The sequence below is a fragment of the Algoriphagus antarcticus genome (assembly GCF_002150685.1).
Lineage (GTDB): Bacteria > Bacteroidota > Bacteroidia > Cytophagales > Cyclobacteriaceae > Algoriphagus > Algoriphagus antarcticus.
In genome coordinates this window covers 1-23,798 of record NZ_MSSW01000101.1, presented here as the reverse complement: position 1 = coordinate 23,798, position 23,798 = coordinate 1, and the positions used below count along the sequence as shown (strand labels likewise).

At 39.8% G+C, this 23,798-nt stretch carries 18 protein-coding genes and 2 tRNA genes; 7 read left to right on the top strand and 13 right to left on the bottom strand.

What is annotated here, in order from left to right:
- Positions 1 to 292: 292 nt before the first annotated feature.
- From BVH04_RS23825 to BVH04_RS23810, 4 genes are all read right to left on the bottom strand, one after another.
- Positions 293 to 1,447 (bottom strand): hypothetical protein, encoded by a 1,155-nt coding sequence (locus BVH04_RS23825; protein WP_086543964.1) that lies wholly within the window; start codon positions 1,445 to 1,447, stop codon positions 293 to 295.
- A gap of 809 nt (positions 1,448 to 2,256) precedes the next feature.
- Complete coding sequence (locus tag BVH04_RS23820) at positions 2,257 to 3,330, bottom strand: 6-bladed beta-propeller (protein ID WP_086543963.1); 1,074 nt, start codon at positions 3,328 to 3,330, stop codon at positions 2,257 to 2,259.
- Between the two features lie 250 nt (positions 3,331 to 3,580).
- Entirely contained in the window at positions 3,581 to 3,841 is a 261-nt protein-coding gene (locus tag BVH04_RS23815; RefSeq protein WP_086543962.1) for a hypothetical protein, read from the bottom strand.
- A gap of 101 nt (positions 3,842 to 3,942) precedes the next feature.
- The gene (locus BVH04_RS23810; RefSeq protein WP_086543961.1) at positions 3,943 to 5,493 is read right to left on the bottom strand and encodes a vitamin K epoxide reductase family protein; all 1,551 of its coding nucleotides are present in this window, start codon (positions 5,491 to 5,493) and stop codon (positions 3,943 to 3,945) included.
- 137 nt (positions 5,494 to 5,630) lie between these two features.
- On the opposite strand from BVH04_RS23810, the gene BVH04_RS23805 reads away from it, so the two are divergent.
- Complete coding sequence (locus BVH04_RS23805) at positions 5,631 to 6,008, top strand: helix-turn-helix domain-containing protein (RefSeq protein ID WP_086543960.1); 378 nt, start codon at positions 5,631 to 5,633, stop codon at positions 6,006 to 6,008.
- A gap of 483 nt (positions 6,009 to 6,491) precedes the next feature.
- Here BVH04_RS23805 and BVH04_RS23800 read toward each other — a convergent pair whose 3' ends face one another.
- The 5 genes from BVH04_RS23800 to BVH04_RS23780 form a co-directional block, all read right to left on the bottom strand.
- Complete coding sequence (locus tag BVH04_RS23800) at positions 6,492 to 8,723, bottom strand: NADP-dependent isocitrate dehydrogenase (RefSeq protein ID WP_086543959.1); 2,232 nt, start codon at positions 8,721 to 8,723, stop codon at positions 6,492 to 6,494.
- 190 nt (positions 8,724 to 8,913) lie between these two features.
- Positions 8,914 to 9,711: an amidohydrolase gene (locus BVH04_RS23795; RefSeq protein ID WP_086543958.1), complete on the bottom strand. Its 798-nt coding sequence runs from the start codon at positions 9,709 to 9,711 to the stop codon at positions 8,914 to 8,916.
- Positions 9,708 to 10,262 carry a peptide deformylase gene (gene def, locus BVH04_RS23790; protein ID WP_086543957.1) on the bottom strand — a complete coding sequence of 185 codons (555 nt, stop codon included), beginning with the start codon at positions 10,260 to 10,262 and terminating at the stop codon, positions 9,708 to 9,710. Before def ends, BVH04_RS23795 begins: the two co-directional genes overlap by 4 nt.
- Positions 10,259 to 10,672: a Holliday junction resolvase RuvX gene (ruvX, locus tag BVH04_RS23785; RefSeq protein ID WP_086543956.1), complete on the bottom strand. Its 414-nt coding sequence runs from the start codon at positions 10,670 to 10,672 to the stop codon at positions 10,259 to 10,261. The genes def and ruvX overlap by 4 nt, the downstream gene beginning before the upstream one ends.
- Positions 10,672 to 11,430, bottom strand: a complete 759-nt coding sequence (locus BVH04_RS23780) for a hemerythrin domain-containing protein (RefSeq protein WP_086543966.1) — start codon at positions 11,428 to 11,430, stop codon at positions 10,672 to 10,674. The genes ruvX and BVH04_RS23780 overlap by 1 nt, the downstream gene beginning before the upstream one ends.
- A gap of 169 nt (positions 11,431 to 11,599) precedes the next feature.
- On the opposite strand from BVH04_RS23780, the gene BVH04_RS23775 reads away from it, so the two are divergent.
- Entirely contained in the window at positions 11,600 to 13,252 is a 1,653-nt protein-coding gene (locus BVH04_RS23775) for a S41 family peptidase (RefSeq protein ID WP_086543955.1), read from the top strand.
- A gap of 142 nt (positions 13,253 to 13,394) precedes the next feature.
- The gene (locus tag BVH04_RS23770) at positions 13,395 to 13,826 is read left to right on the top strand and encodes a VOC family protein (RefSeq protein WP_240511052.1); all 432 of its coding nucleotides are present in this window, start codon (positions 13,395 to 13,397) and stop codon (positions 13,824 to 13,826) included.
- Between the two features lie 240 nt (positions 13,827 to 14,066).
- On the opposite strand, the gene BVH04_RS23765 is transcribed toward BVH04_RS23770, so the two are convergent.
- Complete coding sequence (locus BVH04_RS23765) at positions 14,067 to 16,025, bottom strand: M1 family metallopeptidase (protein WP_086543954.1); 1,959 nt, start codon at positions 16,023 to 16,025, stop codon at positions 14,067 to 14,069.
- A 158-nt stretch (positions 16,026 to 16,183) separates the two neighbouring features.
- On the opposite strand from BVH04_RS23765, the gene BVH04_RS23760 reads away from it, so the two are divergent.
- The 4 genes from BVH04_RS23760 (at position 16,184) to BVH04_RS23745 (ending at position 18,613) form a co-directional block, all read left to right on the top strand.
- Complete coding sequence (locus BVH04_RS23760; protein WP_086543953.1) at positions 16,184 to 18,010, top strand: TonB-dependent receptor plug domain-containing protein; 1,827 nt, start codon at positions 16,184 to 16,186, stop codon at positions 18,008 to 18,010.
- A 139-nt stretch (positions 18,011 to 18,149) separates the two neighbouring features.
- Positions 18,150 to 18,224: transfer RNA gene (locus tag BVH04_RS23755), tRNA-Val, on the top strand.
- A 22-nt stretch (positions 18,225 to 18,246) separates the two neighbouring features.
- Positions 18,247 to 18,321, top strand: a tRNA-Val gene (locus BVH04_RS23750).
- 37 nt (positions 18,322 to 18,358) lie between these two features.
- Positions 18,359 to 18,613 (top strand): GIY-YIG nuclease family protein, encoded by a 255-nt coding sequence (locus BVH04_RS23745; protein ID WP_086543952.1) that lies wholly within the window; start codon positions 18,359 to 18,361, stop codon positions 18,611 to 18,613.
- 170 nt (positions 18,614 to 18,783) lie between these two features.
- Here BVH04_RS23745 and BVH04_RS23740 read toward each other — a convergent pair whose 3' ends face one another.
- From BVH04_RS23740 to BVH04_RS23730, 3 genes are all read right to left on the bottom strand, one after another.
- Positions 18,784 to 20,166, bottom strand: a complete 1,383-nt coding sequence (locus BVH04_RS23740) for a Fic family protein (RefSeq protein WP_086543951.1) — start codon at positions 20,164 to 20,166, stop codon at positions 18,784 to 18,786.
- A 724-nt stretch (positions 20,167 to 20,890) separates the two neighbouring features.
- On the bottom strand, positions 20,891 to 22,441 hold the full coding sequence (gene amaB, locus BVH04_RS23735) for an L-piperidine-6-carboxylate dehydrogenase (RefSeq protein ID WP_086543950.1): 1,551 nt from the start codon (positions 22,439 to 22,441) through the stop codon (positions 20,891 to 20,893).
- A gap of 60 nt (positions 22,442 to 22,501) precedes the next feature.
- Positions 22,502 to 23,545, bottom strand: coding sequence for a DUF4421 domain-containing protein (locus tag BVH04_RS23730; protein ID WP_086543949.1), 1,044 nt, complete (start codon positions 23,543 to 23,545; stop codon positions 22,502 to 22,504).
- Positions 23,546 to 23,798: the final 253 nt, after the last annotated feature.

Here is a 23,798-nt window from a genome sequence, read left to right as displayed (position 1 = left end):
GTAGCAGGTCCAAACCAAGTAATTTTAGATAGGCCTCTAATTTCCTTCATGGATATCACTTGCCATAGAACTTGTCTATTATTCGCAAGCAAATATTGCAGTAGACCTTGGAGTCAGGTTGTTTGTAATATGGTAAGTTTGAAGTCAACCTCAGAATATTTACCATCCCTCTTTATTAAGCAGGGCTGTAAAAAAATTCTCAGTAAACATTTTTTTTCTAAAGATACCTATTCCATTAAATTCGTGGTAAAACCAAATAAATTATTTTTAAACATGTTAGGTAATACTAAAATCAATTTCTTTTTGTAAGACTATACACTCCTCCTATATAATAATCCCTTTCAATTTCATTTTCATAAACAAACAAAAACTTATCTCCTCCTAAATAAGTGACTTGTTTCCAAAATGAAGGATGGGAACCCTTCTTAGGCAATGATATTCTATAACCTTGGGATAGCATTCCATCGAAATAGTACCCATAAAATTCTCCCTCTGGAAACTTTTCTTCCTCAATTAAGTTATCGTATTCAAATTCAGATACTCCAGTTGAATAAATAGCAAAAAAACTCCCATTATCCATAGGGACAACATAATTGACAAAACTATTGATTGCCGAATATTTATTAAACAATTGATAATTATCTACTGTTCGTAACTCTACCTCCAAACCAACTGGATCTTTAAAATTTGGGATTTCCAAACTAAATTTATCTATCGGATACAATGATTTACCAACTTCAAATCGATAAACAATACTGCATAATTGAGGAATTTGGTAAAGAATTCCATCTTGCATCCACATAATAGATTTATAGTTTGGATACTTTAATTTAGAATGCAAAATTCCTGTAGTATCCATTAACCCTACATTCGATTTTACAAATTCCCCTGTTATGTCAGAAAGCCTATATTCACTCCAAAGAGGAATTGTGTCTAGCATCGCTAGATGGCTGGAAATACCTGGCAGATCAACTACATTTTGATTAGGTACAACAAACCTTCCGCTATCAAAAAACAACAAATCAGAATCTGGGAGGCCTATACCACCTGATCCTCTTGAATTATCATAAGATACTGTTTTAACCCAATTCCCATTAAAATCATAAAAATTCAACTTTCTAAGATCCATGAAAACAACCATTTTGTCGAATATTGTCACAAATGATAGATTTCTATTATACTCTTTTGGACCTTCCCCTTTTCGATTAATTGATATTTGGACTTTACCCTCTGAATTAATCAAATGAAAGACACCATCTTGATAAGTATATGCCAACATATATCCATCCACAACACTTTTTGTAACAAAGCCAAAATCATACATCAAATCAACTTGAAGCGTATCAACTAATTCAAGGACATACTCACCTGCCAATGTTTCATTCTCTACTCTGTTACAACCAAAATGGGTTACAGACAACAACACTAATAAAGCTAATAATCTCATTTTAAAAGTTTTAAAGAATATTTAAAAAGAGACTGTCCTACAATCAAGAGGACAGACTCATCAGTTAAGCCTCAGCTTTTACTGCTCATTAAGTACATCCAGTTCCTGACTGTTGCGAACTTGAACCATAATGAACTGAACAACAGCGGTTGGTTCCATTGCCCGCCAAATCTTCCGTACAGGTTGCCGAAGCAGTTCCACCTCCACTAGTAGTACAACTACAACTTACCATTACGGTGCCAGATCCACCATAGATATTAGCTAATTGACTTCTCTGAAGCACTTCTTCCCCCCTAAGTGTAGTCAAATCATATTGGTGACTGGGTGTAGTTTGTAACTACACCCTCAAATCCGTTCCAATTTTTAATTGGAAACACATACCAAACTCACCAATAATCCACCTCAATCAATTCTTTCAATCCAGAATTCCTGCCCGACGAGGCGGGGTTTCTAACACTTGAATAAAGAAAATCTTCTGCCTTCTCCAATTCGATGAAACTAATTCAAATCGCCAGAATTGCAAATTCTCAAGATAGAAAGGTGTAGTTACAAACTACACCTGGTAACGCTCAATTACAAATCATGTCTATACTACACACAGATGGGGGAATGGCAAAAGCATAATATTCGCTTTAAAATTAATGTTGACTTATTTATACTTTGACCTTCCATGAAAATATTGCTAATCGTCCTAATTTGAGCTTATAAGGTATCCAAGGCGGAGGTTTGATAACAAACTCTTTGAAAAGAATCGGGTGAGTCGATTTCTATGTTCCACCAATCGCATTAATCTGGTTTCTCGGAATAAATCAATTGTCAAATCGATAAAACACAATTTTGGGATTGCTCTCTTCTTCTTCTTCATTGTTCCTAAGTATCACATAAAACATATTTTCATTTAAATGCTTGGGGAAATTCTCAATATCAATTGTTGAAATGCGATTGTCGAGAGGATGGCTCATATATGACAATGGCAGGTTATTTACCAAATCAAGCATTATCATATACTCCTGTTTTTTAAAATTAAATAGCATGGATACATAGCCGTCAAACATCTCAAGATGGGATATGCTCAGTGTATCTGTTCTATCGAATTCCGTAAAGTGCAATAGGTATTCGGGAACCAAATGATCATCCACCTTCCTGTAAATCGTGTCCTTATGCTCAGTCAGTCCTTCAAATCTTGGTCGCGGCAAGTAAAACAGGGTTTTCTCGTTTAATTTCGCCAAAATTCCAGGGAAATTATAAAATGTATTTAATTCTGAAACATAGCTGTACAATACACTTACCTGCTGCTTAGACATCAATTTTTTGGGATCAATTGTGCTTACAATCAAATTCATACGGTATTTTTCTTGGGAGCCAAATGCATCTTCTTGAACCACCAATAGAGAGTCTTTATGTTGAAATAAAAAAATCGGTTGTCCAGGAAATTTCTCTGAGGCAATGAAGTTCCCCTCAAAGTCATAGGAAACCACAGACATTTCACTCCAGTCTGTCACAAGGATTATGTCGTTTTTTTCATCCAGATAGATTGATGTAGCCCCATTATACTCATCCGGCCCTTGTCCCTTTGCCCCAATTGTCTTTAGATAATTACCTTCGTAGTCAAACTTTAATAACCCTTGCCTTACGTCCAAAATAAAAAAAAAATTCTTGGCAAAAGCCATGTCTTGAAAAAAAGTCAGGGAGAGATTACCTGGGATTTCAAGATCCACGGTGTCTAAAGCCACAAACTGCAATTCCGGTAATTCACTTGTCAAAAACTGCTTCGAAATTTCGATTGTATAGGGGATTCCTGAGACCTCCACCTCTACTTTTTTGTTGCAACTCTGTAATAAAACCAGATAAAAAATCAATATAACCGGATTTAATTTTTTCATAATCTGTGGTAATAACTAGTTGGAAAAAGCTACTAAAAGCAGCTGCACTTTAATTATTTTAGAGTTTTTGAAAAGAAGGTTTTTAGCCTACATAATGAGTGTGAATTTTCATTGGAAATAAATCAACAATAAAGCCCCAAACACACCTAAACAGATGTAGGTTGAGGCTTTAGAATTACAATCAATTTGCTAGATTATTATATTGTGAATCAAATAAAAAAACTTATCAAGAGATTTGCTTAACCTCTATTTAAAGGTAGCACTGCCAAGTTTTACAAGTAGGCTGCAAATTTAAACACATATTTCCTACTCGATAACGAATATCATGTTCGGATAAGTTTGGATCAAAATTATTAAGTGTATCAATTATACTATTGCCACTGCCTAGTAAGACACAATAGCCTCCACCTCCACTTCCACCAGACCCACCAAAAACATTAGACAACTGACTTCTTTCAATTACCTCTTCCGAAGAAATCTCTAATTTTCCTAACTTTAACTTTTTTTTCATGATTTATTATTTTGTAATATTTAAGATTTTCTCCGGACATTCAGATCACCCGAAGACTGTGAACATTCATAACGATTGATTTTTTTTTATTCTCTATTTATCTAGGTAAGTATATATTTCAAATCCTCCACATTATATTCCTTAGGCAGCTCATACCCATTAATAAATAAGGTTGGTGTATAATAAACTTTTTCCTTCTCACACCAATCCTCCATAGCCCTCACTTTTTCATCCTGTTGCATCAGTTCACCGTTCATCGGATATTTAGCAGCAAATGCATTATAGTCTTTCCTTTCTGCTCCGTACCAGTCATCCAAAGCTTGGTGCGTTAGTTTTGAATTACCTTTACTTTCTATAGCCAGTAAATGCCTAACCGTTTTTTCCTTTTGCTCATCCCCGTTCCCTGGTGTAAAAAGGATATGAAGGACTATATTTCCTCTATCAAAAAGGCTTTCCAGAACCGGATGAACCCGGGCACAAGGGCCACAATAGGGATTGCATACTTTTATGACTTGGTTTTTCGGTTTTTCACCCTTCATCAATATCCCAAGCCCCTGAGGATCATTCTTGATCTTTTTGGATCGTAAAAGGGACAATTCAAACAATTCCTTGTTGCTTTTGAGTTTGGCAAGTTCTCTTTTGGATCTATAGAGTTCATCCTTTCTTTCGAGCATGGGCCTGATCAATATCACTCCTGTAAAAAGAAAAAGGAACAAGCTTAAGGCTGAGAGATAAAATTCACCTTCCCAAAAAACTCCCCACAATACAGCCATAACCTCCATTGCCAACACTCCTTGGATCAGCAGGCAGAACCTGCACCACTTTTTAATGACTAGAGCCTGATAATAAAAGGAGTAAATCACTATAGGAATACTTACTACACTTAGCCATGCAAGAAATGTCATAGCCAAGAAAGCTAATCCTGCAATCAAACCCGTACCAGCAAAGAAGTAAGCGAATGCAATCAGACTGGGATTGATCCGCCCATCCACTAGCTGAAAAGTCTTTGAATCCAGCACGGAATTGCAATCCACACTTTTCCCTCCCGAGCAGAATTTCTGAAGGGCAGGGTTTTCTTTGTCGTGTTGATACCAGAGCAAGATGCTTGATATTGACAGTCCCAAACCCTTGAGCAAAAAATAGAATAGGAACAATCCTGAAGTTCCATTCTCAACTAGGCCAAGCCCCAGCCAACCCAAGAAACTGACCACCCCAATCATTGCCACACCTTTAATGATCTGCTGATCACGGATCTTTTGATTGATTTCCGGTTCGGCTACATCTTCCCCTGCTTCTAACAGTAAACTGACACCTGTCCAACTCTTCAGAAAATCCAGTCGGGATACATCCTTTTGCTTTCCTTTTTCATCAAATAGAGTGATCTCGCTTTCGGAAACAGCCGTGATGACATTAAAATAGTTGCCATCGGCCAGCAATACCTGTACGATTCCCGGCAAAGAAAAGTCATCCAATCGATCCGGACCAAGCTTAGCGGCCAAAGATCCCACTCCATACTCTTCAAGAATATCAGATATATAAAGTAAGCTGGGATAATGAGGATGGGTGAGGACTTTCTCCTTCAAAAATTGTTGGGTATAAGGCACGCTAAGCGACTCCAGCACTCTCTTGCAAATGATCAAACAGTTATCCATTGACTGGTAATAAAAATTCAACTAAAATTGTGATGTTAAAAATGATTGAATAAATTTGAGAATTAAATTCTTAAAAGACTATACCGTATTTACTAACTTTCAGTAACTTTTTACTAACCCAATTAACCTTTTAAGCTATGAAAATAGGGCATCACTTAAAAAAAGCCAGAGAATCTAAAAGACTAAGCCAGCATGAAGTATCCGAGCTTCTGGGCGTTTCACAAAAAACACTATCCAATATCGAGAGTGGTAAAACACAACCTTCAGTTATTCATTTGTCCAAAATGGGAGAAATTTATGAGCTGGATGTACTGAAATTATTATCCGATAACGGAATCCATTTATGCCCCCCCCCCCCCCGCAATCTTTCTGAAGCTGAAAAAGAATTACGAAATCTGAAGGATACTCTGGAGAGAATTATCAGGAAAAAATTCTTGAGCTTTCGAGAAATTATTTCCTTGCTAAATACTATTATTCAAAAACACTCAAATTCCAATAGCTATGAAATGGGCTAAAAACTCGATACTGAGATCAAATACCCCAGCACCATACTTTCCGTATTTTAGTTGGATAAAAGAAAACCCATTCTAAGGAAAACAAGCTTTTAACGGGTATTAAATTCGTCGATTAATCATTTTCAAAAATCTATACCATTCATTTAAACGAACTTGAATAGCATTGCCAATAGCTCCAAATCCTCCTCAAAATGGTTCGACTTCTGTATCGCCAGCTCCACAATTAGTCTCAATAAACACTTGTAAGTGACCATTTACAAGTGTTTTTGTTTTTTACGTGAATTTGTAGTGGGTATCTAGTGGCATCCATCAATTTAAATTTTTCCAAGGCTTAGAACTTTGGAAAAATTTGTCAGCAGAAATCTCAACTTCCTGAGAAGAAGAACCGCGCACTCCACGATAAACTCCGAGGCCCCTGCGGTTAAAAACCAAAAAAAGCCATCCGACTCTTCGGGATGGCTTTTCACTCTAAATAATCTTCAACTAAACTAAGGTTGTCAGCACCTCATTCAATGTTCCACTCGGTCTCATTGCCTGCGAAGCCAAAGCCGCATCTGGTCTAAAGTAACCTCCAATGTTTATTGGAGTGCCTTGAGAGCTATTCAATTCATGAACAATTGCTTCTTCATTTGCTTCCAAAGACGCAGCCAGTGTAGTGAATTTTGCTTTCAGTTCTGCATCTTTATTTTGCGCAGCAAGTGCTTCCGCCCAATATAGCGCAATGTAAAAATGACTTCCTCTGTTGTCCAGTTTGCCTACGACTCTCGCCGGAGACTTATCGTTTTCCAGCCATTTGCCTGTTGCTTGATCAAGAGTTTCTGCTAAAAGCAAAGCTTTGTCATTGTGGAATGTTTGTCCCAAATGCTCCAAGGAAACTGCAAGTGCAAGAAACTCTCCCAAGGAATCCCAACGCAAGTGACCTTCAGTTGTAAATTGCTCTACGTGCTTAGGTGCAGATCCACCAGCCCCAGTTTCAAACAAGCCTCCACCATTCATCAGAGGAACGATAGAAAGCATTTTCGCTGAAGTGCCCAATTCCAAAATCGGAAACAAATCAGTCAAGTAATCTCTCAGCACGTTTCCAGTGACAGAGATCGTATCCATACCTTCTTTGATTCTTGCCAAGGAAAAATTAGTAGCTTCAATAGGAGAAAGAATAGAAATCTTCAACCCAGTTTGATCGTGATCCAGCAAGTAAGTATTCACTTTTTTGATCAATTCTGCATCATGAGCACGCAGTGGATCCAACCAGAAAATAGCAGGTGTAGCTGAAAGTCTCGCTCTAGTCACGGCAAGCTTCACCCAATCCTGAATAGCTGCATCTTTAGTCTGGCACATTCTCCAGATATCACCAGCTTCCACCTTATGAGAGAAAATTTCGATTCCTTTTTGATCCACTACTTTCACATTTCCTGCAAAGGGAACCTCAAAAGTTTTATCGTGAGAGCCATACTCTTCAGCTTTCTGAGCCATCAAACCTACATTTGGCACGGAACCCATCGTGGATGGATCAAAGGCGCCATGAGTTCTACAAAAATCAATCGTAGCCTGATAAACACCAGCGTAAGATCTATCTGGAATAATAGCTTTGGTATCCTGTAGTTTACCGGCCTTGTTCCACATCTGACCAGAAGTTCTGATCATGGCAGGCATAGACGCATCGATAATCACATCACTTGGTACATGTAGGTTGGTAATTCCCTTGTCTGAATTGACCATCGCCAATTCTGGGCTATCAGCTAGACAAGCGGCAATATCAGCTTCGACTTCAGTTCTTTTTGGAAGTGGAAGTTTATCCAGATTAGAGATCAAGTCTCCAAATCCGTTATTTACATCTATTCCCACTTCATTGAATGTAGCGATGTGCTTCGCAAAAACAGGCTCAAAAAAGACTTTCACCGCATGACCAAAGATGATAGGATCAGAAACCTTCATCATAGTCGCTTTCATATGGATCGAAAATAGAACGCCTTGCTGTTTTGCTTCCGTTTTCGCTTTTCTCAAAAATTCAGTTAAAGCAGAAATGCTCAACGTAGAAGCATCAATTACTTCACCAGCCAAAATCTTCAAACCAGATTTAAGAATCTCTTTTCTACCATCTGCTCCATGCAATTCTATTGAAATAACAGCTTCCTCAGTCATGGCGTGGGATTTTTCACTTCCGTAAAAATCACCTTCAGTCATGCTGTCCACGTGAGTCTTTGAATCCGCAGACCATTTCCCCATGGAGTGTGGATGCTTTCTAGCGTAAGCTTTCACCGCCTGTGGAGCTCTTCGATCTGAATTACCTTCACGTAGAACTGGGTTCACGGCAGAACCTTTGATTTTATCGTATTTGCTTTTAATGTTCTTTTCCTCGTCAGTTTTTGGCTCCTCTGGATAGTCTGGAAGTGCATATCCCTGAGACTGAAGCTCCTTGATGGCAGCTTTAAGCTGTGGCACAGATGCAGAGATATTTGGCAGCTTTACTATGTTGGCTTCCGGGGTTTTTGCGATATTCCCAAGCTCAGCCAAAGTATCTGGCATCTGCTGCTCTGAAGTCAGAAACTCAGAGAAATTGGAAATAATTCTACCGGAAAGCGAAATATCACGCGTTTCCACTGATACTCCAGCGGATTTGGTGAATGCTTCTACAATTGGTAAAAGGGAATACGTGGCCAAAGCTGGAGCTTCATCGGTCAGCGTATACAGGATTTTTGGAGTTTGGTTACTCATGGTTTTAAGAATTCAAAAAGGCTAGTTATACCCCGAATCTTCAATTGACCATTCTTTGGTCATATCCATTTTGCTTTTAAAATGGATTGGAAAAAGAGAATCAGGGTCTTAAAATATCGAGGCTAAAATACGGAAAATATCCTTGTTTCAAATTCTGCTGGCATAAAGTGCTGACTGTCTGAAAAAAGTGTTATTTGATCGAAAAATTATCCGAATCCATCCAGGAGGGGAATTTCTCGCGATAGGAATCTAGCTCCTGTGCTTCCAAAGTCAAAACAGTTATTTTCTCTATTTCTCCCAAAAACACCAGCTGATTTCCTTTGAAGTCGTAGGCGGCAGAATGTCCATTGTAAAGTACTCCATTTCCATCTTCGGCTACTCGATTCACACCAATGGAATAGGCCAAATTCTCGATTGCTCTTGCTGGCAAAAGTGCATCCCAAGCAGAAACTCTCGCAGCTGGCCATGAGGCTACATAAAAAATCAGATCATACCCCAACTGCCCATCGACCATTCTATTTCTAGACCAGATCGGAAATCTGAGATCATAGCAAACCTGTGGGCAAATCTTCCAGCCATTCAACTCAAAAATAGGCAACCTGTTTCCTGCAGAAAAGGATTGGTCTTCGTCAGCCATCCGAAATAGATGACGCTTATCGTAATGTTGAATCATCCCATCAGGACTTACCCAAAGCAAGCGGTTATAATAATTACCGTCAACTTGGATGATCGCACTTCCAGTGATAGTTGCTTTCTTTTGCGCAGCCATCTGCTTCATCCACTTGCAGACATTGAGATTCATCGGCTCTGCCAATTCAGCTGCATCCATGCTAAATCCCGTCGGAAACATCTCCGGTAAAATGATCAAATCCACTCCTTTTTCTATCTCCCAAAGCTTCTCTTCCAGCATCGCCATGTTGGCTACTTTATCTTTCCAGTAAAGTGGCGTTTGCACTAGAGCTATTGTGAGTTGGGCAGATTTGATCATTTCAGGGGGTATATCATTCGGTAATCAGTGGAAATCTTACCCTTGCTGACATCCACCAGCTTGGATTTTACGAGTCGCTTTTTCAGACCTTTTAGGTAATCGACAAATAGGATGCCTTCCAAGTGATCATATTCATGCTGGATCACCCGAGCAGTCATTCCTGAAAATTCCTCTTCTTTCAGATTCCAGTTTTCATCGTAATACTCAATAGTCAACGTGTCCGGACGTGTGATGTCTGCACGAACTTCTGGAATACTCAGACAGCCTTCTTCAAAGCTGTAATCATCGCCGTATTCATCCAAAATAATCGGGTTGATAAAAACTCTGCGAATTCCGACCTCATTGTCATCTTCATCTAGCATCAAGCTGCTGTCGATTACAAAAAGGCTAATTCCCTGGTTGATTTGTGGAGCTGCAAGACCCACGCCACTGGCGTTGTCCATCGTGGCAAACATATTTTTAATCAGCTCATCGAGCTCTGTTCCTTCGGTAATTTCCTCAGCTTCTTTTTTCAGAATGGGGCTACCATAAGCAACTATTGGGTAAATCATTGTTTTTCTAAATAGGATTGTAGAATAATGGCCGCACTCACCTTGTCCAAGTTACCGGCTTTTTCTTTTCTGTCTTTTTTCTTACTTCCCATGGAAATCATGCTTTGCATGGCCATTTTAGAAGTGAACCGTTCATCGACGAGTTCTATTTTTTTATCCGGAAAAGCTTTTGAAAGCCTGTCCTTGATGGTAATCACTTTGGGTGTCATCTCATTGTCTTGCCCATTCAATCGGGTTGGATAGCCTAGAACTAGGGTGTCCACTTCTTCTTTTGCACAATACCTTTTCAGATAATCAAGCAGCGTGGAAGTCTCGATGGTCTCCAATGGATTAGCCAACATTTTCAATGGATCAGTAACGGCCAGACCAGTTCTTTTGGTTCCCAGGTCAATCGCGAGTATTCTGGGCATCAGTTTTTTCTGGTTTTTTTATGTATTTGGCGCAAAGCTTCCTTTTCCAGCTCAACCGCCTTAGGAAAAAGAAGTTCATCTTCGATTTTTGCATGGATTCTAAGTTCCTTCTCGAAGTTCTGCAATTCGTGATAAAGCACTTTCATAGTCAGTGGAGCATCTGCATCCAAGTAATAATCAGCGGTCAATTTTCTGATTCCTTCCATTTCATCATCGTGGATCTCATGCTGATCTGCCAGCATATGGATAGGATCTCGTTCCAATATCGTAATCGCATCAGTGAGTGAAAATCTATTTTCCTCAATATCCTGAAGCAATTCGATTCTCTTGAAAAGCCTACTTTCTTCCTCGTGAATATGGTGAATAAAATCCTCAACAAATAGCGGGAACATGATCCGAAGGTCCGCCATCAATGATGCGAATTTCGGCTCTGGAGTAATTCCTGAGATGATATTTGAAAGAAAAGGCAGTTCCTGTCGCACAAAATAGTAGTGCTTTTTCTTCAAGTATGCCACTAAAACCTCAATGGGATTCCAGTACAATTCCTCATTGGTAGGATCCTTACGCTGCGCCCAAGATTCCAATTCTATGATCAGTTGACTTGAGTGCACTTTGTGCTTTTTACACACCACCTCCAGCGATTGAGTTGGATACTGATAAAAGCTGATCCCGAAATAATGAAGCACAGACGCAAAGACATAGTTTGCAGAAACTAAATCTCCCACTAGGCTCTTTTCAAAATCATTTACAGATCGCATGTTGCAAAAATAATTTTTTTTAACAGAAAAAAGGGGAATAAATTGAGCCATTATACCATCCCCTCGTATAAACATTTGTTAGCTTTATCAAAAGACTCTTTATAAAGAGGGCATTTTTGGATAATTTAGACTGACAATAAAGACTTATAACCAACTGAAAGAGAAACTTGTGAGCGAGACAAAAAACACAAAATCCCAAATCCGTCTGCCTATTATCTTGGCATTGGCCATTTCCGCTGGCATTTGGATCGGGGCAACTTTTGCGGAACCAAAAGGAAATCAAAATGATCTAAGAGCTGCACTTTACAAGCTACAAGAGATCATGACATACGTCGATCGAGATTATGTGGACACTGTCAATTCCAGTGAACTCATAGAATATGGCATCACTAAAATGCTTGAGCATCTTGACCCTCACTCTAGCTACATTCCCGCTAAGGATGCTTCTATTGCACAATCCCAACTAGATGGAGAATTCGATGGCATTGGGGTAGAATTCGGAATCATACGAGATACGATCTATGTGGTAGCACCATTAACGGGCGGCCCGTCTGAAGCTCTGGGAATTCAATCCGGTGATCAAATCATCCGAGTAGATGGAGAGACTATGGCAGGCGTGGGTGTAACTAACCGCGATGTATTCGAAAAACTACGCGGCCCGAAAGGCTCGGTGGTAGTGGTAGATATGAAGCGTAAAAACCAGAAAGATCTTATAGAATACAAGATCACGCGTGATAAGATTCCTCAGTATAGCATTAATGCTTCTTATATGGTCGATGATGAAATAGGGTACATCAAAGTGACCAGATTTGCAGCGACCACCTACGACGAGTTTAAAGAATCTATCGCTGATCTACAGAGCAAAGGGATGAAAAAACTGGTGATTGACCTTCAAGGAAATCCAGGAGGATACATGGGAGCAGCTATCTATATGGCAGATGAGCTATTAGGCGATAAGGCAATAATCGTGTCTCAGGAAGGAAAAGTAGAGCAATACAATCAGGTAGTCACTGCTTTCAGACCTGGCATGTTTGAAAAAGGCTCGGTAATCATCCTCGTAAATGAGGGTTCTGCATCTGCTTCTGAGATCTTGGCAGGAGCCATTCAGGATAATGATCGTGGATTGATCGTCGGAAGAAGATCTTTCGGAAAAGGCTTAGTTCAAATGCCAATTGATCTATCTGATGGAGCTGAGCTGAGATTGACGATCGCTAGATATTACACTCCTTCTGGGAGATCTATCCAAAAGCCTTACGGGGCAAATTATGAAGCATACGAAAGAGATTGGATCGAGAGATACGAGCACGGAGAATTTTTCTCTGCAGACAGTATCACATTCAATGACAGTCTGAAATATGAAACTGTAAAAGGACGCACTGTGTATGGAGGAGGAGGCATTATGCCTGACTACTTCGTGCCTCTAGACACGACTATGTCTTCTGCTTATGTGAGTAAGCTTTTCAATTCGGATTCCTCAAGGGAATACCTTCTTGACTTTGTAAATGAAAATAAAGCCAAGTTTGAGAATATGTCTTTGGAGCAATACTACACAGACTACGCTGTCAGCGATGCTATGCTCAATGATTTAGTAGAATATGGCAAGAAAAACAAGGTGGAGTTTGATGCAAAAGACTTCAACAAATCTAAAGCATACCTTAAAATCCTGTTGAAAGCGCATCTTGGAAGGCAAATTTATGATGATAGTGCTTTCTACAAAGTGATAAACGATATCAATGAAGTTTACCTCCAAGCCATCAAGTTATTTGATGAGGCAGAAAAAATAGCGTCAGCTACTGACCTTAGTAAAGTAGGAGAAGAATAGGTAAACAAAATTCTTCGAGTAAAGACAAGCAAGCATCCGCCTAAGCGGGTGCTTTCTTTATTATATCCCTATTTTCTTTCAATCTATCCTCAAATCAGCTAACATTAAGCGCTATTAATCATTTCAAATGAACCTAAAATCCATGAAAGCCTTATTTACCATCTTATTAGTAGGAATAACTATGAGCTCTTTTGCCCAAATCAAAGTAAATCACATCGCTGTCCATGTAAGCAACCTGAATTCGAGCAAGGAATTCTATCAGAAAATCGTTGGCTTGGAGGAGATTGAAGAGCCATTCAAAGATGGTGTTCATGCTTGGTACGACATCGGCGGAGGAGCTGCACTGCATATTATAGAGGCACCTAACATTCCCACTCAAATTTCAAAAGTAAATCATCTTTGCTTCAGCATGAAGGACATGGATGCTTTCATCAAAACACTGGAAAACACAGATTATCCTTTTGAAAGCTGGGTTGGAGAAAAAGGAAAAGTAACAGTCAGAGTTGATGGAATTCGCCAAATCTACATTCAGGATCCGGATGGAATGTGGCTGGAAATCAATGATGATTATTAAATCGTATGGGTATCAGATAGTGATAGGATGATGCCAGTAACCTTAATACTTGCCTGATCCAGACCGAAGACAGAAGAAAGCTGACTGAAGTCTGCCTTTGACTTCGCTCAACCTGACTAAGCATTATCTCCATCTACAGGATACCAGTAATTCTGCGACCTATGCGAAACCTTCGTGAACTTTGCAGTCAAAAAAAAGTACGCAAAAAAAATCCCGGACTCACATCCGGGATTTTGATTTTTAGTTTTCGTATACATTCTGCGGCCAACTATCATTTCCTAGATTAACATCCGGAAGAAGCTTATCTGGGTCGATTACTACTGATGTCACTTTTTTATCAGTTTTCAGTAAGTAATTCCAAGTATCACCTCTTTGCCAAATTTCGACTGGAAGCATTTTGCGCTCGCTTGTACCATCATCAAAGGTAATTTCCATCAATACCGGCATAGGAATTTCACCTTGATTAGCCAATACTACTACGTAGTTTCCAGCATAAGGAATCACAGCATTTACGCCTAGGTCAATATTTCCTGTGCCATAGAACCATCCTTGCCAGAACCATGAAAGGTTTTCTCCTGCTACATTTTCCATATGATTGAAGAAATCTGTAGGCTGAGGATGCTTATAAGCCCAAGTCTTAATGTAAGACTTGAATGCATTATCAAAGCGCTCATGACCCAAGATATATTCTCTCAACATCAACAAACCAAAGGCTGGCTTATTGTATGCTAGCATTCCAAGGTTACCGACATTGACCACATCCGGATAGGTATCAATTCCTTCTCTAGTTTCGCTAGTGAAGAAATTCACGTAATTACGGGTTTGATTTAGGGTAGACGGGTATTCTCCATCATTGAAAGCTAGCGTACTGTAATGGTTGATGAAGGTATTGAAGCCTTCATCCATCCATGGATAGCGACGCTCATTAGAACCAACGATCATAGGAAACCAGTTGTGACCAAATTCGTGATCTGTCACTCCCCAAAGTCCTTCGCCTTTAGAATTATAGCTACAGAAATTCAATCCTGGATACTCCATTCCTCCTATGTCTGCTGCTACGTTAGTCGCAGTGGCGTAAGGGAACTCAAACCACATGTTAGAATAATGCTCGATGGAAGCCTTAGTATACTCAGTCGATCTAGACCAAGCTTCATCGCCGTTAGATTCTTTAGGATAAACTGACTGTGCCAAAATTGTCTTCCCGCTAGGCAAGTTGATTTTCGCAGCATCCCAGATGAATGCTTTCGAAGTGGCAAAAGCTACATCACGGCTATTTTCAATGGCAAAATGCCATGTGACAGTTCCGTCTTGTTTAGGTCTAGTCAATTCAGTATTGCCTAACTCCTCAGCTGTGATCAACATTACCGTAGTATCACTGTCTTTTGCCTTAGCATAACGATTTTGAAGCTCTTTACTCAACACCTCTTTAGGATTCAAAAGCTCTCCAGAGCCTACCACGATGTTGTCATAAGGCACTGTGACTTTATAATCAAAATTACCATACTCTAAATAGAACTCTCCAGCTCCCAAGTAAGGCTCCACGTTCCAGCCTTCTACGTCATCAAATACAGCTACTTTAGGATACCACTGTGCAAAAGCATAGATCCAACCATCTTCTACTTCAAGTCTGCCCATTCTGTCCATTCCTTCTACTGGAACTTTGAAAGAGAAATCCATAGAAACAGTTGCTGTTCCACCTTTTGCAGGAATAGGCTCATTAAACCAAACCTGCATTCTAGTATCTGAAACAATGTGCTTAGAAGATACCGATCCTTTAGAACCAACTTTTGCTTGAAGTTTAGTCACATCGAAGCCACCATCGATGTCTCCATTGTAGCGATTGCCTTGAATCGGAGTAGTCAATGTACCGCGTGAATCTTCAGTGAATCTATTCTGCTCCATCTGCATCCAGATGAAGTCAAGAGTCTCGGGGCTATTATTGGTATAGGTAAGTGTAATGTTACCGGCAAGCGTGTGTGCTGAATCATTCAACGTCACCGCGATTTGATAATCCGCCTTATTTTGCCAATAACCTATGTTAGGTTTTCCAGACGCTGTTCGAGTATATGTCCCCTTACGGTAGATAAATTCTCCAAATTCATTTTGGTTATTTTCCTTTACTTCCTGAGCAAAAGAATTGCTTACTCCCATGAGCAATGCCCCGGCAAAAAGCAGCTTAATTATGATTTTCCTGCGCATATTATTATTTGATTAATCCGCAAAAGTAAGAATTGCGCTTTTAAGCTCTAGTACATTTTACATGAGAGTCTCCCCTTTAACGAATTTTTAGAAATTTAGCATTATTGGAAAAAGCATATTTTCAGTCCATTTTTGAGCTACTATTTAAAATCTTCTGTATGAAAAAATTAGTGCTCTTAGTTATATCCTTAGCATTAAACTTTACTGTAAATGCCCAAACGGACACCACCACTCAGGATTTAGGAGAAGTATTGATCCGGGAAAACAGAATCCAGCTACCTTTTTCGAAGCAAAGCAGAAATATCTCCCTTGTAAGTAAACTTCAGATAGAGACCTCCCCTGCCAGAAGTCTCCCAGAAGTTCTCTCCTTCGTACCAGGCCTTGACATTAGACAAAGAGGTGTGACCGGTGTGCAGGCAGATATAAGTATCCGCGGCGGATCGTTTGAGCAGACGCTTATGCTTCTCAATGGAATTAAGCTCAGCGACCCGCAGACAGGGCATCATATAATGAATATCCCTGTTCCTTTGGTCAATATCGATAGAATAGAAGTACTGAAAGGCCCTGCCTCACGGGTTTTTGGACAAAATGCCTATGCAGGAGCAATCAATGTGATTACCGAACTGAACGATAAAAGATACGCTAGAGTGCAAGGATACGGTGGTGACTTTGGGATGAAAGGGCTCAATTTTGCAGGCTCTCTACCAGTAGGAAATTACAAGCAAAACTTAGCCATCTCTTACGATGACTCAAATGGACATTGGTACAACTCGGACTATCAAGTCAGTAATATCTTCTATGAGGGAGGTGTTGATTTGAATGAGAAAAACTCTTTGAAAGGAATGATTGCCTACACGGATCGGGATTTTGGGGCTAATGGTTTTTATTCAAGCAGCTTCCCGGATCAGTGGGAAAGCGTGCAAACTACGTTGGCATCTTTGAGTCATACGGTAACGCTTGAAAACTTCTACCTGAATACAAGAGGATATTTCAGAAGAAATCAAGATGAGTATGTTTTGAAGAGAAATGAACCTGCCTTTTACCAAAACTTCCACACCACTGACGTTTTTGCGCTGGAGGCAAACGGGAATTTCAAAACTAAATTAGGCACTACAGGATTTGGCATAGAGACAAGAAAGGAATCTATTGAAAGCACTAACCTTGGCAACAGAGAACGCACCATAGCAGGCATATTCCTGGAGCAGATGGTCAATTTTGGAACAAAGGTGGATTTACGTGCCGGAGTTTATTCTAACTATTACACCGGATATGGCTGGAAGCATTTCCCTGGAGCAGAATTAGGATTTCAAGCTACAAAAGAGCTGAGGTTGTACTCGGGCTATGGAATAAGCTTTAGAATCCCAACTTATAACGACCTCTACTATCAAGGCCCTACCAATATCGGAAATGATCAGCTTGTGCCAGAACAGGCCAAGAACTTTGAGCTAGGAGCAAAATGGTCTAAGTCAGGCTTTTTTGCAGAACTGGTATATTTCAACAGAAGTACTGACAACCTGATTGAGTGGACAAGACCTGACGCGGACACTCCTTGGCAGCCACAGAATTTCAGTGAAGTGAAATTTAACGGAGTAGAAGCTTCATTGAATTACCGAGTAAGTCCAAATAGCAGCAAATTTCGGATTAAGGAATTTATGCTTTCCTATAACTATATCAATATTGATCTAATCAATCAGCCGGGAATAGAAACTCGATATGCTTTGACAGCTTTGAAAAATCAAGTTATCGGTGGAGTGCTTCTAGGCATAGGTCAAAAACTCGAATGGAACACTAAAATGAGGTACTTGGAGAGAATGAGTCAAGATCCATATTTCTTGCTGGACATGCGAGTGGACTACAATCGTACAGGAAAGCTGGGATTCTTTGCCGAAGCCTCCAATATCACTGATACCGACTACATGGAAGCAGGAACAGTACAAATGCCAGGTCGATGGTTTCGGGCGGGATTTATGTTGAATTTGGAGTAGAGGATAAATTAAAAATAATTTATCGCCTCATTATCAATCGATTATTTTTAATTATGAAAAAAATGCAATTCATCGTTTGCGACAATTGATTCTCTAATTACCTTTGCATTCCCTTTCGAACGGAAAGGAACAAAGAGATGGGAGTTTAGCTCAGTTGGTTCAGAGCATCTGCCTTACAAGCAGAGGGTCGGGGGTTCGAATCCCTCAACTCCCACATCTTATTAATTTTATTTCTTGGGAGTTTAGCTCAGTTGGTTCAGAGCATCTGCCTTACAAGCAGAGGGTCGGGGGTTCGAATCCCTCAACTCCCACATTCAATCCCGAAATTTTCGGGATTTTTTTTACTCTATGGCTTGTCACTTTTACATATTATACTCCATCCTATTAGACAAGTTCTATATTGGTCACTCCTGTGAAGCATTAGAAGAGCGATTGAGAAAACATCTTTCTAATCACTCAGGTTTCACTGCTAAAGCCAACGGTTGGAAAATTGTTTATTCAGAAGAATTCCCTGACAAAAGCACAGCATATCTAAGGGAAAGAACTATCAAATCATGGAAGAGCAAAAAGAAATTTCTTGAATTAATTAACGGCATGGTTTAGACTCTAAACATATTGCTTCTTAGGAGCCTTGCAAAAAGCATTCGATTGGAAACCAAGTTTTCGATCAGAGCATCCCGATGCAATCGGAAGAGTCAGGGGTTCGAATCCCTCAACTCCCACATTCAATCTCGAAATCTTCGGAATTTTTTTTGCTCCTCAGCAGTCCATTTTTACCTCTTGTTGGAATTCCAATTTCTCTTCCACGCTGCAAACTCTGAAGGCTTGATGCTATAACGAGCAAAATTCCCATCATGAAGACCTAGAAGCTCAGTCTCTACAACCTCAATGAATTTTGAACGGTCTTCCTGAGGGAATTTTTGAGCTTCTTCTTTTACTGCTGATGAGGCTTCGCCTTTGCTCATTGCAGTTCTGACGATATGACCAATGAGATTACGCATTTCCTCTCTGTATTTCATGCGAAACAAATCAGGTTCCCCCAAAGACTGACGGATAGCTGCATATCGGAGTGCTGACCTTTCATATGCCCATAAGAAGACATCCTTGAACAGTTCTATTCGGTTTAGTTCATAGATGCCAAGCATCCCTTCGACATAGCTTTCTTCCGGCACATCAATAAATGAAAGTGGGGCCAGGTTAAGACGGTTGAAAGGGAGGTTGGCCGCCAATCTGGAGACACGTTTATTTACATCATCGAATGGTTGTAAATATGGGAGCTGAGCCAGTAAAAAAAATGCTTGTTCAAAAGGGTTTTCTATTTGTCTCGCTTTTATAAGAAGAAGGTCAAAAAATTCTTCGATAAGCTGAGGCAGCCCTAAAGGCACAAAAACCGAATTCGTAATTCCAACTCCAAATTGGCGCAATCTTCCTTGTGAAGCTGGATTTGGCAACAGGTTGTTTGAGAGTAAAGCGTGAAGGTTAAGTATGGTATATCTATCAAAATCCACTTCATTCGTAGATTCAACCAAGAACTCAATAGCCTCCTTGTGATTGAGGATCATTTGGGTTTCTTTCGCGGATTTGTTCACGGCAACTTGTCCTTCATGGATCAGCAATTCTGTATCCAATAGAGAATATGTATTGCCCTCTAATCGACTAGAATTCCATGATAGATCAATCAACAGACGGTTCAGGATTTCACGCGCATAGGTTCCTGCTGGCTGCACATCCTCATATGTTTTGCCTAATTGTGCTAATTGCTTCTTGTCTTCATTAGTTAGATATGCATCAATATTCGGACGATAGTCTTCTAAAAATGCTCGTTCATACCCCACTGGTTTTCTTTGGGTCTCGGAGCGTGATATCAGAGCCAAAATTTCCTTTCCTTCTGGGGACAATGGGATTGCCGTTTTTGGTTCATTAGCTTTCTCAATTTCTGAGAAAGACTGGTGCATGACACTAACAAAATATCGCGTAGCATGTGACCCTCCTTCTGTAAACACAAGTTTGTTCTCCCTAAGTTTTTTTAATCTTCTTTGAAGAGTACGCCTTTCAATTGGAATAGAAAGCTTTTCAATTAGCCTATCAAGACTTGTCCCTGCTGGAAATGACTTTAAGGTATTTAAGATGATTTCAAGTTCGTCTAGTAATTTCATACCTATTCTTTCACGACAATTCTAATAGAATATTGTCTCGAAACCAAGTTACACGACAAGTTAATTTCAAGATGCTTTAAATACCGTCGCAAAACTGTCGCGAAAGAAAGAGTTTCGATCAGGCATAGATATTAAAAAATATAAATCTTGCGTCGCTTGAATACCCAGTTACGTTGCCATCTTCACTCCCGAAATACTCAGGATTGAACAGCTTCTCTGAAACAGGAAACTTCATCATGATGGAGAGATGGAGATGTATCTTTATTCTCTATTTATACTGCAACTGCCCAAAGAACGTATAATAAAATGTGACTGTTCGCTATGTTGCACGAAAATGGTAGGAATCAATGTTTGAGGATCAGTTTCGGCTACTCCCCCTTTTCAAAGGGGTAAGGGGGATTTTTACATGTGAAAGCCAAATATAATATTGACACGTGCAAGATCACGGATACTAATTTAATAAAACGTTAGAATTCACAAATAATGTTCTTGACAAATCCTACACGAATTTTTTGCAGTTTGGATTCTAAGACCTCCACCGTCATGTATCGAAAAGATATAATAGAGGATAAATCAGTTTGGAATGTTCGCGAGTCTGACTCAGTGATTAGGGATCAGACACCTGGATGATTTAAAACATTTTACAAAAAAGTAGGATCAGATTAAGAATTACTTTTCCTGAAATAGACCATCAAAGCAATTCAATGGTCTATTTCACGAAAATCTAAATATCAAACTTGATCCCCTGCGCCAATGGCAAAGTGGACGAATAATTAATCGTATTTGTCTGACGACGCATATAGGCTTTCCAAGCATCTGAACCTGATTCCCGTCCTCCACCGGTCTCTTTTTCTCCACCAAATGCTCCGCCTATTTCCGCTCCGGAAGTACCGATATTCACATTCGCAATTCCGCAGTCAGAACCAGTAACGGACAAGAATGCTTCAGCTTCTCTCATGTTGGTAGTCATGATCGCAGATGATAATCCCTGAGGCACGCCGTTTTGCATTGCAATAGCTTCTTCAATCGTGCTATACTTCATCAAATATAAGATCGGAGCGAAAGTCTCGTGCTGAACTATCTTAAAGCTATTCTCCGCTTCGTAGATCGCGGGCTTCACATAGCAACCAGATTCATAGCTTTCGCCAGAAAGTACTCCTCCTTCTACAACTGGCTTCCCGCCTTCTTCACCGACTTTCCTGATTGCTTCCTCATACATTTTCACCGCATCCAGATCGATCACCGGCCCTACGTGGTTCTTTTCATCCAGCGGATTTCCAATCACCAACTTCGAATATGCGGAAGCTAATCTTGTCTTTACCTCTTCATAGACATTTTCATGAATAATCAATCGACGGGTACTTGTGCATCGCTGTCCGGCTGTACCTACAGCACCAAATAGCGCTCCTCGGATAGCCATGTCCATATCGGCATTTTCGGTAATGATGATTGCATTGTTACCACCCAATTCCAATAAGGATCTACCCAATCTTCGACCAACAGCCTCGCTTACGAGTTTGCCCATTCGTGTGGAACCTGTAGCTGAGATCAAAGGAATTCTGGACTCGTTTGACATCAACTCTCCTATTTTATAATCTCCTATTACAAGTGAAGAAATACCCTCTGGCAATCCATGCTTTTGAAAGACTTTAGCTGCAATTTTCTGGCATGCAATACCCGAAAGCGGAGCTTTTTCCGAAGGTTTCCAAATACACACATCGCCGCAAACCCATGCCAGCGCTGCATTCCAAGCCCAAACGGCCACTGGGAAATTGAAAGCTGAGATAATGCCTACAGCGCCAATGGCATGCCACTGCTCGTACATCCTATGTCCAGGTCGCTCGGAATGCATAGTCAACCCATAAAGCTGTCGGGACAGGCCAACTGCAAAATCACAGATGTCGATCATCTCTTGCACCTCGCCCAGCCCTTCTTGATACGATTTCCCCATCTCGAAAGAAACCAACTTACCTAGATCTTCCTTAGCATCTCTCAACGCGTTTCCAATTTCCCGAACCACTTCCCCTCGCTGAGGAGCAGGCACTGTGCGCCAATGTAAAAATGCCTTTTGAGCCTGATCCATGACCTGCTCAAAAGTCTCTTTGCTTGCGAGTTTTACTTTCGCGATTTCTTTGCCATCGACTGGAGAAAAAGAAGCAATTAAAGACGCTTCAGAATCTATCCACTTCGAGCCAGTGGATACGCCCAGATTCTCGGACTGAATACCGAGTCTTTTCAATGATTCCTGAATACCGAATTGATCTGCATTTAACATTATATGTGGGTTTTAAACTTTTACAAAATCCTGCATGAGAGAGAAAATCTCTCAGTTTTGCTATGGATTTATATTCTTGTTGATAATGCGCATGGGATTAATTTTATAAAACCACTGCGAAAATTTCTTACTAACCTCAAATTTATAGATAAAATTCAAGCGATAGTTGCCCGTGTTGACAGCTTGGTCAAACGGCTCACTTACCACCAAATTTAGATTTTTATACACGTAATTAACATTCACAGAGAAGCGGCGGTCATTATACCCGAAAAATCCTCGCAGCAAATAGGTAGGAACTCCACCCCACTTCTTGAAGGATTCACCGCCCCTATTCAATTCTAAGAAACCTAAACTATAATTTACTGAGGCTACTCCTGTCAGAAAGAAGCCCTTTCCAAAAACAAGCGTACCTGCCAGACCTGCATTTGGCCCAAATTGAAGGTAGTTAGACTGATCAAAATTAAAATTAGATACATTCTCTGTAGTTGGCAAAAACAGAGAATCAGCCTTCGCACTTCCAACATAGCCCTCAAATCCAACAAAAGGAGAGAAAGCTGATTTCTTCTGAATCCCTACTTGATTAAATGCCGCTGCAAGCGATAGCTTTTCACCACCAAATAAATAATTCGCGTTTAATCCTACAGAGTTCATTTTCATATCCTCCCGTAAATATTTTTTTTCTGAATTTTCCAAATATTTAGGATCTAAGGTATATCCTCTATAAAACTGACCATACAAATCAAAAATCCATTTTTGTGGATAAGCGTGAACTTGTAGGTCTAAATAAAAGGGCCAATTTTCCTGACGGTCAGGATTCATAAATCCAAAAGGCACTGAAATATTTAATGTAAAAGCCTGATAAGTAAAGCCAAGTCCGAGATTTAAACTGGAGTTTGGCTCGAATAAATATTTTTGGTTGGTGCTTGGAACACGCACCAATAAATTTGTGTATTTGTGGGTGAAATAGAGTCTTGCTGCAAACACATGGTCCGTTGGCTCAATATAAGCCGTGTCAAGGTTAGGCTTATTATTTTGGGCTAACGCCTGCGCGAAAAAACACAGATTTCCCATAAATAAAATTAATAGCATTTTGGCATTAACCATAAATCAACTTTGTAAGTGTACGAAGTCTAAAAGTTCACTAAAAATTATTCAAAAAAAAATCCGGACCTTAATCCGGATCTTTTGAAACAGGTTTAGTCGGAAAAGTGGATTACTTTCATAATCATAGTTTAAAAAAATCAAATATTTTTGAAAAGTTGTTTAATCACCTTATTCAATTTACAGAAGTCCTAATTGAAAACAAATTTTAGACGGCATTTTTTGGATATGCTTTATAAAAAATCTGTAATTACGC

What these genes read in the sequence shown, in the direction of transcription:
- amaB (WP_086543950.1), bottom strand. Translation starts at nt 22,441, where the DNA reads ATGTTAAATGCAGATCAATTCGGTATTCAGGAATCATTGAAAAGACTC.
- BVH04_RS23780 (WP_086543966.1), bottom strand. Translation starts at nt 11,430, where the DNA reads ATGCGATCTGTAAATGATTTTGAAAAGAGCCTAGTGGGAGATTTAGTT.
- BVH04_RS23745 (WP_086543952.1), top strand. Translation starts at nt 18,359, where the DNA reads ATGGCTTGTCACTTTTACATATTATACTCCATCCTATTAGACAAGTTC.
- BVH04_RS23765 (WP_086543954.1), bottom strand. Translation starts at nt 16,025, where the DNA reads ATGCGCAGGAAAATCATAATTAAGCTGCTTTTTGCCGGGGCATTGCTC.
- BVH04_RS23770 (WP_240511052.1), top strand. Translation starts at nt 13,395, where the DNA reads ATGAAAGCCTTATTTACCATCTTATTAGTAGGAATAACTATGAGCTCT.
- BVH04_RS23740 (WP_086543951.1), bottom strand. Translation starts at nt 20,166, where the DNA reads ATGAAATTACTAGACGAACTTGAAATCATCTTAAATACCTTAAAGTCA.
- BVH04_RS23815 (WP_086543962.1), bottom strand. Translation starts at nt 3,841, where the DNA reads ATGAAAAAAAAGTTAAAGTTAGGAAAATTAGAGATTTCTTCGGAAGAG.
- BVH04_RS23810 (WP_086543961.1), bottom strand. Translation starts at nt 5,493, where the DNA reads ATGGATAACTGTTTGATCATTTGCAAGAGAGTGCTGGAGTCGCTTAGC.
- BVH04_RS23805 (WP_086543960.1), top strand. Translation starts at nt 5,631, where the DNA reads ATGAAAATAGGGCATCACTTAAAAAAAGCCAGAGAATCTAAAAGACTA.
- BVH04_RS23825 (WP_086543964.1), bottom strand. Translation starts at nt 1,447, where the DNA reads ATGAGATTATTAGCTTTATTAGTGTTGTTGTCTGTAACCCATTTTGGT.
- BVH04_RS23730 (WP_086543949.1), bottom strand. Translation starts at nt 23,545, where the DNA reads ATGGTTAATGCCAAAATGCTATTAATTTTATTTATGGGAAATCTGTGT.
- BVH04_RS23800 (WP_086543959.1), bottom strand. Translation starts at nt 8,723, where the DNA reads ATGAGTAACCAAACTCCAAAAATCCTGTATACGCTGACCGATGAAGCT.
- BVH04_RS23820 (WP_086543963.1), bottom strand. Translation starts at nt 3,330, where the DNA reads ATGAAAAAATTAAATCCGGTTATATTGATTTTTTATCTGGTTTTATTA.
- ruvX (WP_086543956.1), bottom strand. Translation starts at nt 10,672, where the DNA reads ATGCCCAGAATACTCGCGATTGACCTGGGAACCAAAAGAACTGGTCTG.
- BVH04_RS23795 (WP_086543958.1), bottom strand. Translation starts at nt 9,711, where the DNA reads ATGATCAAATCTGCCCAACTCACAATAGCTCTAGTGCAAACGCCACTT.
- def (WP_086543957.1), bottom strand. Translation starts at nt 10,262, where the DNA reads ATGATTTACCCAATAGTTGCTTATGGTAGCCCCATTCTGAAAAAAGAA.
- BVH04_RS23760 (WP_086543953.1), top strand. Translation starts at nt 16,184, where the DNA reads ATGAAAAAATTAGTGCTCTTAGTTATATCCTTAGCATTAAACTTTACT.